General features: G+C 50.3%; 12 protein-coding genes. 7 read left to right on the top strand and 5 right to left on the bottom strand.

The window, feature by feature from the left end; all coding sequences use genetic code 11:
* Window positions 1-31 precede the first annotated feature (31 nt).
* The 3 genes from AC07OI_RS02420 (at window position 32) to AC07OI_RS02410 (ending at window position 2,544) form a co-directional block, all read left to right on the top strand.
* Window positions 32-820, top strand: a complete 789-nt coding sequence (locus AC07OI_RS02420) for a substrate-binding periplasmic protein (RefSeq protein ID WP_492704090.1) — start codon at window positions 32-34, stop codon at window positions 818-820.
* 64 nt (window positions 821-884) lie between these two features.
* Entirely contained in the window at window positions 885-1,511 is a 627-nt protein-coding gene (locus AC07OI_RS02415) for a pyridoxamine 5'-phosphate oxidase family protein (protein WP_495256172.1), read from the top strand.
* Between the two features lie 127 nt (window positions 1,512-1,638).
* On the top strand, window positions 1,639-2,544 hold the full coding sequence (locus AC07OI_RS02410; protein WP_492704088.1) for a TraB/GumN family protein: 906 nt from the start codon (window positions 1,639-1,641) through the stop codon (window positions 2,542-2,544).
* 70 nt (window positions 2,545-2,614) lie between these two features.
* On the opposite strand, the gene AC07OI_RS02405 is transcribed toward AC07OI_RS02410, so the two are convergent.
* On the bottom strand, window positions 2,615-4,162 hold the full coding sequence (locus AC07OI_RS02405) for a DUF4214 domain-containing protein (protein WP_495256171.1): 1,548 nt from the start codon (window positions 4,160-4,162) through the stop codon (window positions 2,615-2,617).
* A gap of 712 nt (window positions 4,163-4,874) precedes the next feature.
* Between AC07OI_RS02405 and AC07OI_RS02400 the strand changes: the two genes are divergently transcribed.
* Window positions 4,875-5,213 carry a TonB family protein gene (locus tag AC07OI_RS02400; protein WP_492704085.1) on the top strand — a complete coding sequence of 113 codons (339 nt, stop codon included), beginning with the start codon at window positions 4,875-4,877 and terminating at the stop codon, window positions 5,211-5,213.
* Between the two features lie 410 nt (window positions 5,214-5,623).
* Entirely contained in the window at window positions 5,624-6,040 is a 417-nt protein-coding gene (locus AC07OI_RS02395; protein ID WP_492704084.1) for a hypothetical protein, read from the top strand.
* Between the two features lie 35 nt (window positions 6,041-6,075).
* On the opposite strand, the gene AC07OI_RS02390 is transcribed toward AC07OI_RS02395, so the two are convergent.
* Both AC07OI_RS02390 and AC07OI_RS02385 read right to left on the bottom strand, forming a co-directional pair.
* Window positions 6,076-6,858: a substrate-binding periplasmic protein gene (locus AC07OI_RS02390; protein ID WP_495256170.1), complete on the bottom strand. Its 783-nt coding sequence runs from the start codon at window positions 6,856-6,858 to the stop codon at window positions 6,076-6,078.
* Window positions 6,859-7,053: 195 nt separating this feature from the next.
* Window positions 7,054-8,262: a GIN domain-containing protein gene (locus AC07OI_RS02385; protein ID WP_495256169.1), complete on the bottom strand. Its 1,209-nt coding sequence runs from the start codon at window positions 8,260-8,262 to the stop codon at window positions 7,054-7,056.
* A 193-nt stretch (window positions 8,263-8,455) separates the two neighbouring features.
* Between AC07OI_RS02385 and AC07OI_RS02380 the strand changes: the two genes are divergently transcribed.
* Window positions 8,456-9,100: a YcbK family protein gene (locus tag AC07OI_RS02380; protein WP_492704079.1), complete on the top strand. Its 645-nt coding sequence runs from the start codon at window positions 8,456-8,458 to the stop codon at window positions 9,098-9,100.
* Window positions 9,101-9,161: 61 nt separating this feature from the next.
* On the opposite strand, the gene AC07OI_RS02375 is transcribed toward AC07OI_RS02380, so the two are convergent.
* A complete protein-coding gene (locus tag AC07OI_RS02375; protein ID WP_495256168.1) occupies window positions 9,162-11,918 on the bottom strand; it encodes a M16 family metallopeptidase in 2,757 nt (918 codons plus the stop codon).
* A 181-nt stretch (window positions 11,919-12,099) separates the two neighbouring features.
* Window positions 12,100-12,924 carry a D-hexose-6-phosphate mutarotase gene (locus AC07OI_RS02370; protein WP_495256167.1) on the bottom strand — a complete coding sequence of 275 codons (825 nt, stop codon included), beginning with the start codon at window positions 12,922-12,924 and terminating at the stop codon, window positions 12,100-12,102.
* 149 nt (window positions 12,925-13,073) lie between these two features.
* Between AC07OI_RS02370 and AC07OI_RS02365 the strand changes: the two genes are divergently transcribed.
* Window positions 13,074-13,457 (top strand): SirB2 family protein, encoded by a 384-nt coding sequence (locus AC07OI_RS02365; protein WP_495256166.1) that lies wholly within the window; start codon window positions 13,074-13,076, stop codon window positions 13,455-13,457.
* Window positions 13,458-13,468 lie beyond the last annotated feature (11 nt).

The following is a 13,468-nucleotide window of genomic DNA, read 5'->3' as shown; positions in this document are numbered from 1 at the left end:
TAATTAGCCAGATATTTTGCAAAAGTGATTTATGCACCGTTTGCTTAGCCTGCTTATTTTCATATTCTGCACCATGCTCACGCTGCCAGCAATGGCACGTGGCAGTTGCGAGCGTGTGATAGTTTCGGCAGATCCTGCCTACCCTCCTTTGCATTGGTATGATGGCAAGCAGTTGCGTGGTGCCAGTATCGTCATTATTACCCGCATCCTGACTGACCTGGGTTTGCCCTATGAACTGCGCTATCTGGGACCGTGGAAGCGTGTGTTGAATGCCGCCCAAAGCGGTAACATAGACATCATCACCACTCTCAAAATCACACCGGAGCGCCGCAGTTTTTTGCTATTCAGTGAACTGGTGCTGAACAATCCTGTGGCCGCCTTTGTTAAAAAAGACCGCCCTCCGCCATTTGCCAAATGGGAAGATTTGATAGGCTTGCGTGGCGGCATCGCACGCGGCAATCGCTTTGGCTCCATGTTTGATGAATTCATGGACAATCGCCTGAATGTCAGCGAGGCTGATAATCTGGAAACCGCATTCAATATGTTGCTGGCGAATCGTTTTGATTACGTGATCACCGGCTATCATGCCGGTCAGGCTTATATGGCATCGGCGAATATCGATGACAAGCTCATCCCTCTGCAACCTTTCTTGATCGACTCACAAAACCTGTTTGGTTTTGTCGCGCAAAGCCCATGTGCCATTCATCTGCCAGCATTCAATAAACAACTGGAGAAATTGCATAAAGAAGGCTTCATAGAGCGCGCATTATTGCAGGCCCGCGCCGACTGGCGCAAAGCACCAGTCATAGGAAAAAATTGATGACTGATATTTCTTCAATTCACATTTAATTGATACAGCTTACCTTTACTTACTTCTCATCTCCATGTCGAATTTATCCCCTCACCAGATCACCAGCAGCGAACAATTGGAAGCCCTGTTTGATACAGTCGGTGCCGCTTCCATCAAAAAAGAAGTACCTTATATCCATCCCCATTACCGTGCCATGATAGAGGCTTCACCTTTTGCGGTACTTGCCACACGTGGCTCCGATGGTCTTGATGCTTCACCCAGAGGTGATGCACCCGGTTTCATCGTAGTTGAAGATGAAAAAACTTTATTGTTGCCCGAACGGCGTGGCAATAATCGTATCGATAGTCTGCGCAATATCCTGTTTGATCCGCAAGTCGGCCTCCTGTTCCTGATCCCCGGCGTAGGCGAGACTTTGCGCGTGAATGGCAGGGCTGCAATTTCGCTTGAACCTGCTTTGCTGGACAGACTGGCGGTCGACGGCAAGCCACCCAAATGCGTGCTGCGAATAGACGTTGATACAGTCTATTTTCAATGTGCGCGCGCCATTCTCCGTTCACAATTATGGCAACGCGCCGGAACTGACATTGCACCCAATATACCTAGTCCTGGCAGCATACTGGCCGCGCTGACCAATGCCGAGGTCGATGGTCAAAAGTACGACAGCGAGTTGCCAGCGAGGCAGCGTGCGAGCTTATATTAAACGGATACAGCCTGACGCCCACTGCCGTTTATGAGCAGCGCGCGTACTTTCTGGTATCCTGTGCCGCCTGGCGCGATACCAGAACCAGATCAGAACCAGACCAGATAATTACATGGAAATAATGAAGATGAAATTCAAGACTACACTTGCTCAGCTAACGCTCAGATGTCTGGCCACATTTGGACTGGTGATTGCCGCCAGCAATGCTCAGGCCCAGGCAGAAACTCCGGCCAAAGGCGTTTTCTGGGAAGTTAAATCAGAAAAAAATACTGCCTATCTGTTTGGTTCCATCCATCTCGCCAAAGCCAGTTTCTATCCCCTGCCGGAAGCAGTAGAAGCTGCCTATAAGCAGGCAGACACCCTGGTAGTTGAAGTTGATACAACCGATACCAAAGCCGCTGAAAAAGCCATGCCTTTCTTTACCTATGCGGCACCAGACAAACTGGAAAACCACATCAAAAAAACCACCTGGGAAAGCCTGCAATCCATGGTAGGCCCGGCTGCCGCACAATTCCAGAGCCTGAAACCTACCATCGTCGCGACCGCGCTCAGTATTGGTGTTTTCAGGCAGCAAGGTTATGATGCTTCCAAGGGTGTGGACTTGCACTATGTCTTGCGGGCCAAGCAGGATAAGAAAGATATCATCGAACTGGAAAGCACGGCATTTCAAGCCAGTGTGCTGGGTGGTCTGGCCGATGAAGACGCGGACGCCATGCTGGCACAAACGCTGGAAGGATTAAAGAGCGGTGATACCCTACGTGAAACCGCAGGCATGATCAGCGCGTGGAAGACCGGCGATGCCGAAGGCCTGGCAAGAATCCTGCAAGAAGCAGCCAGCAAGGATGCCGGCTCTAAAAAACTCATGAAATTATTGCTGGATGACCGCAATCAGGGCATGACCAAAAAAATCCTGGGCTTACTATCCGAAGGTAAAAAACTCTTTATCGTGGTGGGTGCAGGACATTTATCTGGCACCAATAGCATTATCGAATTGCTGGAAAAACAAGGTCTGGAAGTGAAGCAAATCAAATAAGCCGCTAATCTGAAGCTTATCCACAAGGCGCAGAGTTGTTGAACTCTGCGCCTTTTGTTTTTGTGCAGGCTTAGCCCAGCCACAGATTATATTCAATCCCGTTTTGTATGGAGCCCAATACCTGTGCCTTGTTTTCTGCACTTTCGCAAAAACTGGCGAGTGCGCTGGCAGGGGTACTGACGCCGGAACTGAGTTCCTTGTTCCAGTAATCAAAGCCAGCCTGGTCTGGTGCACGGTGTAAAACGTTCTGGTAAAAATTGGTAATCAGTGTCGTGGTTGACGGGCTGGCACCATACAGTTTCTGAAATTCGGGTGACAGGAAAAAACCAGCTGCTACCGTCAGCAGACTGGACCCCTTGTCCATATCAGCGATCCAGTAACCCAGTCCTGCTGCATCGGGTTTGCGGTCAAATGCAGCCTGGTACAGCCGGTACATCTGACCTGCATTGCCTTCCAGATCAAAGGCCACCATCTTGTCGTTCAGTTGTACTCTTTCCACATTGATGATGGAGGTGATATCGCTGGTGCTGGTATTGCGAAAGCTGACATCTGTCGCAGTTTTTTGTATGGTGAACGTGGCGCGGTTTTCCTTGATGATGAGCAGGTCAAAGCCGGCACCGCCATCGACTGTGTCACCACCGCCATTGCTTTCAAAGCGGTTGTTAACGCTGTTACCCGTCATGACATCACTGAAGCGCGTGCCAACGACATTTTCTATGATGGTATCGAAGGCGATCGACAAATTATTTTGCGACACCGTGTCACTGGCCAACCTGCCAACAGAACTGCTGGCACCGGGGGTAAGGTTGATGCTGGCAGCAACGGTCAGGGCAGACAGGTTGATGGTATCCACACCACCTGTGTCATTGATGATCTTGAGCAGGCGGCCATCAGTGTCAGTCAGATTGTAAGTCGTCGCATCGGCATTGTAAGCCTTGCCGCCATACAGGTATTTCAGGGCGAGGTAATCAAACTTTCCGAAGAAATCCCTTTCCTGGCCTTGCGGTGCCTTCACATACGACATCACGGTATTCATTTCACTGTCTTCAGCCGCTGCCAGAAAATTATCTGCCGTCGTTGATGCTGGTTCACCGGCATTGTAATTGCCCGGATGCTTGAGTCCTATGGCATGGCCAATTTCATGAACCAGTGTGGCCCAGCTATTGGTGCCGGGAATGATATTGCTGAGATTGTCGCTGACTTCATTGTTGAGATAAATATCGCCGCTGGCCTTGGTGTCCGCAGTATCCGGGTAAGTCGCATAACCGGCACTGGTGGCACCCTGGGCATTATTGCCCAGTCGTATAAAGCCATAGCTGCTGGCGGTGTCTGTCACTTCTTTGAAGGTGATACCAAATTGCTGGGAAATCAAATCAAAGATTTTGCGAGCAGCGATTTTTTGCTCATCGGTAAAGGTACTGAAACCCTTTTTATCAGAGTCTTGCGCATAATCTGGTGCGCTGCTCATGAAGCTGTAGCTGACTTCGATTGCCGTGCCTACGGCGCTGCCATTATTCCAGCGTGCCGTTGCAGATGGCAGCAGCACATCTATTCTGTAGTCACCACTATATGGGTTGACGATGACGGTATTTGCTTGTGTTGAGACAGTGCCGGCCATGATGTTATTCCTTAAAGTTTGAATAAAAAATCATCGTTGCGGTCAGGTTAGCACCCGGTTTTAATAAAGACCGGGTGTCAAATGTGGGAACGTCTGGAGGCTACATCTTTGAGCAGGCATCGTATGACGCCAATATGCAGAATAGCTCACCACCCTGAAATTGAAAGCGCAAGGGATGTTAAAAAAAGTGAATTTATCGCACCTGCGTAAGAATTTCGTAAGAGCAGTTTTTCTGCACAGTTGGGAAAATAAATACTAGAACGCATTTTCCCCTTTTTATGAAATGAGTTCTAAGGCATGAGGCATGTCTGCGTGATATCTCAGTTGCCGGGAAATGAAAAAAGTCACGCAAATGTCGATCTGTTACAAAAAAATATGAAAAATATTTCTCCGGGATCAGGCAATATTTTTTGCACCAACATGAAGAGAAAACGCAATATTGGCGGGCCTTTCGGCAGAATTTGCACAAGCATAGAGATTTTTTTGAGTAAAGCAAATCAGCTTACCGCACCAAATAAATGCATCGTGAGCATTATGTATTTTGGAAATAATGCCTATACGAATTATTGATTTTTTAGCGAAGTGCTTGCGACGTATATTGCATCCATCTGCCCGTGATTAGCTCAATTCATCGATGCACAAATCATAGCGAATACGTAGCAAATACCATGGCGCAGCCGCTAATTTATTGATATAACCCGAGGAGTTTATTATGTCCCCACATTTCCGTCTGTATGCCTTAGTCACCACGCTGGCTTTTGCCCTGGTCACCGTGCCTGCTTTTGCCATGGAAGCCAACGAGGCATTTGCCGCATCTGGTTGCGAGGCCCCAAGTTATGATGAACGTACATTGAATGATGAAGAGCAGGGTCTGGTCAAGCTCAACTACCTGCTCAATGACAAAGGTACAGTGATCGATGTAAAAATTATTGACTCCAGCGGTTTCCGTAAACTCGACAAGGCATCCTTGCGTGCCCTGAAGGCATGCCGCTTCCAGGTCGGTGCCACGCCAGGCTGGAATACGCTGGCGTTTGCCTGGACCTTGAAGTAATTGTTCGATGGCTTCCGCAAGTGCATCTCTAGCTTGCGGAAGGCTCAGCTTGAACATTCATAAACTGCCTGTTAGCACCTCCCTTTGACAGTGCATCAAATCTTGCCTGAATAATTTCTCCGCTCACGACGCAATCGTGCGTTCATTTCAACAAGCTAACACTGCCTCTTTCGATAAACCTGGCTGTTGTATCTCTCATCTTCATGATCAAATAACTGGTCAATAGCATCGGCGAAGTACTGGCATTACACTTCAGGTGCCAAGAGTACGTTTTTATTTTCTTTGAAATCCGGTAGATTCCTGATTACGATGAATCGCGGATATTTGTGTCAGAATGCGGCTTGAGCCCAATAGCCAGGCAAATTGCATGTGCACGAAAACGGCGGCAAAGAAAGTATTAAAGAAGCAAGATGATGTTTAATGAAAACCAGCAATCTGATCCAGCTCCTGATTTGCAAGAGCATCCGTGGATATCCCTGGAAACCGCGCTTGATGTAGAAGCATGGATGGACTTGCAACACCGCGAATTGCAGCAAGCCCTGGGTGATAAGCCAACCACCGGGCAAGGTATCTGTCTGACCCTGGTTCATGGCGGTGAGCTTTACCTGCATACCAATTCCGATGGGGATGTCTTGCTGGATTTGACAGAAGAGGCGCAATGGGTGGCGCCGGTGCTGACTGCCGTGACCCGCAGCACGCCGCCCAAGGGGCAAGTCTGGGGTTTACCAGGACATGTTTTGATACAGCTGATACTGGGCTTGAATACCCTGGTCGCGAGCAGCCGCCTGGTATTACGGCATCAATACAAGGGTGGCCGCATAATTTGAGTCTGTGCTTGACCCGAGCTGAGTTTCAGCATCGTTTATCTGGGCGAGTAAATGCGTGCCAGTTCACCATCCTGATGTCCCTGCAAAATAGCCTTGTCTATTTTTTGCAGCAGGCTGGCATCACCGTCAGGTCGCATGGCAATATGGATATCCATCGAGGATACCGGCTTGGGCAGTATGCAAAATAATTTACCGTCTGCCTGTTTGTCGCCAAACTCAGCCGCATATTGCTGATTGAAATAGTTTTCCAGCCGGCCAATATGGGCACTGGAGCTGTACAGCAAAAATGCATCCATGCGGCGCATGCTCAATTTTTTGAAACGCCCCAGGTTATTACTGGTGTCGTCCTCGACCTTGAACAAGACATTGCTGAGCCGGTCAAATTCTTCTCCATAGCTGGTGCCGCGTACTATCCCTATGGTCTTGCCTTTCAAATCATTGATCGTATTGAAATTGAATTTTGCACGGCACAATGTCACCAGCAAAGCCTGGTCGGTAAAGATGGGGGTACTGAATTTGAAACTGCGCAGACGTTCGCGGGTTTTGGAAATACCAAAGATCAGGCCTTCGCCCATGGCGGCGTTTTCCACCGCCCTTTTCCAGGGGTAGCGTCGCACTTCAAATTTCAACTTCGTATGTTGCTCCAGATAGCGTAGCAATTCCATGACTTCGCCAGACAATGGGATGACGGCCCCTTTGCCATCGAGTTCTTCACTCATCAACAACACGACGTCGGGCCTGGCTTGTGCATTCGCCACACTGACCCAGCCAGCACAGACCAGCAGGATGCAGGACAGGAAGCGCGAATAACTTGGCATGGTATCTGGGCTGGAATCACTCGCTTTATCTTAGCGCAAATTACCTGCTTTGACTGTTGACCCGAGTCCTGATTAGGGTTTGCAGCCCACAATCCATGTTAAATATGGCAAACACAACGATGATGAAAGACGCAAAAAAGGGTTCATGCATGAACCCTTTGTTATCTGCGGCTGCGTTGTTTTGTGCAGCCTTGTTTAATTCGCTACACCATTTCTATCTATCTTGACAACGCGGGAGCCGCCAGCTTTCTTGACATTCACTTCGGCTTCACCAGGGCCAGTCACCTTGATGCTGGCACTGTCGAGCAATAAGTCACGGGCATGCAAGTCGCCGCTGCCAGTCAGTCTGGCACTCAGGCTTTTTGCTGTGCCCTTCAGACGGGTTTCTCCCGGGCCGTTCATCATCACTTCCAGCGCTGCTTCAGATTGCAATTCCACATCAAAGTCACCAGAACCGGAATTTTCCAATTTGAATACACCTGTGATGCTGCGATAGCTCTGGTTCGATGGGCCATTGTTGACGATCTGCAAATCCTTGATTTTCAAATGGTCGGCATTGATATCGCCAGAGCCACTGCTGGTCAGCGTCAGGGACCCAATTTCGCCACTCAGGTTTAATTCACCCGGGCCATTGCTGCGTATGGTGGCCTGCTCCGCCTTGATGTCCTGGATCTGCACATCGCCAGAGCCAGACATGTCCAGTTCCAGCGCCTTGATCGTGCCGCCCAGCTTCACATCGGATGAACCGTGCTGTACCAGCTTGACGGGAACAGATTGCAGATTGTCCACGCTCAGTTCGCCACTGCCGTTCAGATTGGCATCCAGCGACTGGCTGACAGTGCTCATATGAGCATCACCCGAACCATGAATTTCTACTTCGGCCTTGCCGGTTTGCAATTGCTGCAAGTCCATATCGCCACTGCCATTCGCAATCAGCTTCAAGGAATTGACCTTGCCACTGATTTTCAGGTCACCAGAACCGTTCAGGTTCAATGCCAGGCTGTCTGCCTGCAAGTCGCGTACTTCCATATCACCACTACCGCTGTTATTAATGCGGTTCAAACCAGCGGCGGTGACCCTGATCGTTCCCGGACGGTTAGTCCAGGTAAAACTGTAGGATTTACGCTTGCTGCGTATGATCAGGACCTTGTTCTCGACCACAGTTTCAATTTCCGGCACCAGATTGTCGTCACCACTGACCTCAACTGCTGCCGCCGCCCCAGCCGCACCATTGGTGACGATGACATCAAAGAAGCCGGAATTTTCGATGGCACTGAATTCAGTGACCGCACGTTGTTCGGTGATCAGCTTGCCACTGCCCTTGATGGCATCGCCCTTGACCCTGACTTCACAGCCGCCAAGCAAGACTGCCAACAGCGTCAGACATCCTAAAGATTTGATCATGATATCGTTTTGTAATAAGAGTTATTGGATGAGTTCTAGTGTAATGTTGTTTTGTATGGAGATCACTGTCCAAAAAGACAGAATGCAATTTCTGTGTGACCAAGCGTAAATTTGCCGGATAAAGCGCGAGGTTTTGATTATCATGACGATATGCACTAAGCTGGTTTTTATTTTATCAATCAAGAATCCAAGAATGACACTTACACGCCGCCAGTTATTAAAGAAAGGGCTTTTGCTCGGTACCGCCGGATTGACCGGCACGCATACCGTCCTGCATGCAGCCGACAGCGGTACTGAAAAACACGCGCAGCCAACCCCACCACCTGACTTGTTTGATTCACAGGCGCTGGACATAGAGTTCTGGGTCAAACCCCGCACCATGGACCTGATCCGCCCTGCCACCGGCGAGCGCAGCAAGATCCTGTACTGGAAAGACGGCGAAGTGCTGGAATCTGCCTACCAGCAACTATGCCACCTGTTGCGCGACGTCAATGGCAAGGAAACTGCCCCTATCGACCCCAAACTGCTGGAAACCCTGTGGGCAACCCAGGCCTATATTGCCCGTTTCGGCATGACCAGGCCATTGGAAATACTGTCTGGCTACCGTACCCAGGCTTCCAATACGCGTCTGATTGAGCAAGGCGTACCGGCAGCCCGCAAATCCCTGCATATGGACGGTAAAGCTGCCGACATCCGCATCCCCCAGCTACATGAAGAAATCCTGGGCGAACTGATACAAAGTTTCCGCCAGGGTGGCGTCGGCTTTTATTACCGCCAGACCGCCCAGGGCGGCTGGATACATACTGATACTGGCTTGCAAAGAAGCTGGAAGGGCTAAGCTTTCTTAAAGGCCTTTCAAGTGGAAATTTAATACTTCCGCTTGAAAGGCAAAGAAAAACTTATTTAGCGACAGCCGCCTTGGCCTTGGCTTCATCCGCAGCAATAAAGACACTCATTTTGGCCGGATCTATATAACGGCGGAAGGCATCGTTCACCTGTTCCACCGTCAACGCCTGTATCTTGTCGTCCATGGCTTGTGACCAGGCCCAGGTGCGTTTCAGATACAGATTGCTATTCCAGCCGCTGGCTACTGCGCCATCGCTGCTGCGTCCCTGTACCCGCTGTTGCAAGAGTCCGGATTTGGCCTTGGCCAGTTCGTCGGCTGTGAAGCCATCCTTGAGGGCGCGTGTCAGTTCTTCCTTGACGGCGATTTCCAGTTTTTCCAGATTCTGTGGTGCTGCTGTGGCGCTGATACTGAAGCTACCTACCGGGTCAATTTCACCTGCAGTCAGGCTGGAACCGCCACCATAAGACAGACCATCTTTTTGACGTATACGTTCCATGACGCGCGAGTTCATGCCAGCGCCGCCACCAAAAATATAATTGGCCACGCGTAGTGCCGCGAAGTCAGCATCATCTTCACGCAGACTCAGATTCATGCGGCTGGAATAGACGCCGTTTTCCTTGTCAGGCGTGTTGAAAGTCTTGCGTACCGCAGGTATTTCTTCGCGTTTGCTGACCAGGCGACTGTAAGGAGTCTTGCTGGTCCAGCCATCAAATACCTTGGCGACGGTCTGTTTGGTGCTGGCCACATCAAAATCACCGACGATGGACAATTCACCTTTGGAGACGCCATAGAAATCCTTATGGAAAGCCTTGATGTCTTCCAGCTTGACATTGCGTATGGCTTCCAGTGTTTCATCCAGTGTCAGGGCAGCGCGCACATCGCCTTTGGGATAGGTATTGAAATGCTGCGCCAGGGCGCGGCTGGCAACGGCGGAAGGCTCATTGCGCGTAGCCTCGGCACCTACCAGGGCTCTTTCTTTCAATTGTTTGAATTCGCTTTCCGGGAAGTTGGCTTCCTTCAAGACATGTGCCACCAGTTCCAGTGCCGCTGGTAAATTAGCCTTGGTGGTCTGGAATGAATACAGGCCACCACTCATTTTCAGTTTGGACATTTCATCGGTTAACTGGGCGCGTGAATATTTGCTGGTGCCGGTTGACAACAAGCCGCCTGTAAAACCCATGGCCGTTGCTTTGCCAAACAGGGTCTTTTCGTCACCCCAATGCAAATTCAGGGAGACATTCACCGTTTCGCCACGGGTCTTTTTAGGCAGTAACGCCACTTGCAGATTGCCGATATTGCTTAGCTGTGTGCGCTTGTCGATGTTTGCTGGCGATGGGTCAAATACTTCACCAGTCAGTGTCGCGGCCTTGGGTTTGAAGTCTTTCATGACTTCAGCCATACTTGGTGCCACCGGTATTTCGGCACGTTGTGGATTATCTTCCGGGATAAACGTGCCGACGGTACGGTTGTCGCGCACCAGATACTTTTTCACAGCGGCAGTGACTTCTTCAGAGGTAACTTTGCCAGCATCATCCCTGTCCTTGAACAGATAACGCCAGTCACCCGCAGCGATGTATTCAGACATGCTAACGCCTATGGATTCATGGTTGTTCAGCAGTTTCTCATAGAAGTTGGCATTGTCGCGTTTCTGGCGCTCCAGCTCTTCCTTGGTCGGTGGGTTGTTTTTGAAGTCTTCTATGCCAGCCAGCAACGCATCCCTGGCGGCATCGACAGATTCACCTTTCTTGACGATGGCACCGATGATGCTCAGACCAGGTTCAACCTGGCCCATGCTGCTTGAAAATACTTGCACCAGCTTGCCAGTTTCCACCAGTTGCTTGTGCAGGCGGCCATGCGGGGCACTGGCCAGTATGCTGCCGGCATAACTCAGGGCATCGCGGTCATGGTGCAAGCCGGCTGGTACTTTATAGGCGATCATTACCATCTGGCTGTCACCTTTGCGGCGTACGACAAAGCTGCGTTCACCATCCTGTGTCGGCTCTGTGGTCCAGAACTGTGGCAGGCTGCGGGTAGGTTTGGCGATTTTGCCAAAGGATGCATTAATCCATTGCAAGGCTTTTTCAGCTTCAAATTTACCCGCCACCAACAGCACGGCATTGTCTGGCTGGTAGTAGTTACGGTAAAAGGCTTGCAGGTTTTCTATCTTGACGTTTTCTATGTCACTGCGGTTACCTATGGTGGAATTGCCATAGTTATGCCAGTCAAAGGCGATGCTTTGCATGCGTTTCATCAGCACTGCGCCGGGTGAATTTTCACCACGTTCATATTCATTACGCACTACCGTCATCTCGGTGTCGAGATCTTTTTTGGCGATATTGGAATTAACCATGCGGTCGGCTTCCATTTCCAGCGCCCATTTCAGATTCTCATCGCTGGCCTGGAACAGTTCAAAATAATTCGTGCGGTCCAGGGAAGTGGTGCCATTGATGCGCATGCCACGCTTATTGAAGTCATCGGTGATTTTGGGGTTGGTCGGCGTGCCCTTGAACATCAAGTGTTCCAGCAAATGCGCCATGCCGGTTTCGCCATAGTTTTCATGACGTGAACCAACCAGGTAAGTGACATTGACAGTGACGGTAGGCTTGGATGCATCCGGCATCAGCAATACGCGCAAGCCATTTGGCAAACGGTATTCGGTAATCCCTTCCACGCTGCTGACCTGGCTGACGCCTTTCGGCAGATTGTCTGCCAGCGCAGCAGGGGCGGTGAACAGGAAGACACCCCCCAGTATCAAGGCGCGCAAAACAGGTTTGAGTGAAAGCTGCATGCCAGAGCGTAGTTGATGCATAAAATCCTTCTATGATTTCGGGGTACAAAAATAATAAATCCGCCGGGCGGATTACACCTGACGGATATGATTTATGGAAATAGATAAAGTTGCAGCTATTTTGTAATAAAGATAGGCGACATTTGAAGCGAACTACAGTAAACCTGTTCGATTCTAACTATGTGTTAAATGTAATCGCTTGTCAATTGTGCACTGCAGCGACTGTCAGCGTCTGGCTGCCGCTCCAGCTATCACCCGGCGCCAGGATGATGGGGCGCAATATCGTCGCCGCCTCTACACACAGCATATTTTTTTCACCACCAGTGTGCAGGTCATTGATCTTGACCGCGCCTGCGCCGGGGTTCCAGACCACGGCATCGGCAAAGCCGCTGCTGCGTATGAGGGTGTTTTGCTGTGGCTGGCGTAATTCCAGCAGTGCCGGGACATGGCCATAGATACGGTCGGTTTCACCGCTGATGCGCAGGCAGGGATCAGCTTCCAGACAATTATCGGTGCCCGTGACAGTGTCGCGATAATGCAGGCCTTGCAGACCATGCAGGCTGACATCCGCGATATCCTGCACGGCCAGGTAGGTATGCAGGGCGGTGCTGAAACTGAAATTGGTGTCACCGGTATTGTGTATTTCCAGCGCTATTTGCAGGCTATTACCTAGTATGCTGACCCGCAGTTCTGCACGAAATACATAGGGCCAGATAGTCAGACGGGCAATGTTTTCCTTCAGTTCATACACGGCCTGGGCGGCACCGTTTTCCAGAAGACCGGACTGCAAGAGCCTCCATTCAGAAGTACGGGCGAAACCATGTTTGGATAAAGTCCCTTGGTTGGAAAACTGCGGGAACACCACAGGTACGCCGCCACGGATGGCAACCCCATCCTGAAAAGCCGAAGTCTCGCTCATGAATAATTGCTCAACCCCGCCTGCAGGTATCCAGGAACATATATGCGCGCCCTGACTGGCAATTTTTGCAGTGGCACCATCTTGGGATGTAAGGCTGAGGAAATTCATGCAGGCTTTCTTTCAGTAAATGTTGATATGCATCAGTGTAATGGATAGTTGTGCAGACGGTATCGCTTTGCCACCGCATCCTGCGACAAAAAAGACGGCTTTCGGTTAGTATGGCAGACACAAAATCTGTCACGGAAACGAAATCCACCATGTCCATCAGCTATCTCGCCATTAAACACCTGCACCTGACTTGCGTGGGATTGAGTGGCGGCCTGTTCCTGCTACGCGGCTTCTGGAAAATGCGCGACTCTGCCATGTTGGGCAAGCGCTGGGTGAAAATCCTGCCGCACGTGATCGATACGGTCTTGCTGGCTAGCGCACTGACGCTGGCGGTATTGAGCGGACAGTATCCCTTCCAGCAAAACTGGCTGACAGCCAAATTATTCGCCCTGATACTGTATATCGTGCTCGGCACGTTAGCCCTCAAACGTGGCAAGACACCCGCCATACGTACGGCTGCGTTCATCGCCGCAATCCTGGTTTTTGCCTATATCATCAGCGTTGCCCTGAACAGGCAAGTTATTCCATTCTGACATTAGAGATA

The sequence above is a fragment of the Undibacterium sp. GW821-FHT07F11 genome, from assembly GCF_059418665.1.
Note: the sequence above shows the minus strand (reverse complement) of the source record. Positions and strands in the feature narration are given on the sequence as shown.

Excerpts from the sequence above, each read along its gene's own strand:
- AC07OI_RS02380 (WP_492704079.1), top strand. The coding sequence starts at position 8,456 with ATGACACTTACACGCCGCCAGTTATTAAAGAAAGGGCTTTTGCTCGGT.
- AC07OI_RS02405 (WP_495256171.1), bottom strand. The coding sequence starts at position 4,162 with ATGGCCGGCACTGTCTCAACACAAGCAAATACCGTCATCGTCAACCCA.
- AC07OI_RS02415 (WP_495256172.1), top strand. The coding sequence starts at position 885 with ATGTCGAATTTATCCCCTCACCAGATCACCAGCAGCGAACAATTGGAA.
- AC07OI_RS02400 (WP_492704085.1), top strand. The coding sequence starts at position 4,875 with ATGTCCCCACATTTCCGTCTGTATGCCTTAGTCACCACGCTGGCTTTT.
- AC07OI_RS02365 (WP_495256166.1), top strand. The coding sequence starts at position 13,074 with ATGTCCATCAGCTATCTCGCCATTAAACACCTGCACCTGACTTGCGTG.
- AC07OI_RS02390 (WP_495256170.1), bottom strand. The coding sequence starts at position 6,858 with ATGCCAAGTTATTCGCGCTTCCTGTCCTGCATCCTGCTGGTCTGTGCT.
- AC07OI_RS02420 (WP_492704090.1), top strand. The coding sequence starts at position 32 with ATGCACCGTTTGCTTAGCCTGCTTATTTTCATATTCTGCACCATGCTC.
- AC07OI_RS02370 (WP_495256167.1), bottom strand. The coding sequence starts at position 12,924 with ATGAATTTCCTCAGCCTTACATCCCAAGATGGTGCCACTGCAAAAATT.
- AC07OI_RS02395 (WP_492704084.1), top strand. The coding sequence starts at position 5,624 with ATGATGTTTAATGAAAACCAGCAATCTGATCCAGCTCCTGATTTGCAA.
- AC07OI_RS02410 (WP_492704088.1), top strand. The coding sequence starts at position 1,639 with ATGAAATTCAAGACTACACTTGCTCAGCTAACGCTCAGATGTCTGGCC.
- AC07OI_RS02375 (WP_495256168.1), bottom strand. The coding sequence starts at position 11,918 with ATGCATCAACTACGCTCTGGCATGCAGCTTTCACTCAAACCTGTTTTG.
- AC07OI_RS02385 (WP_495256169.1), bottom strand. The coding sequence starts at position 8,262 with ATGATCAAATCTTTAGGATGTCTGACGCTGTTGGCAGTCTTGCTTGGC.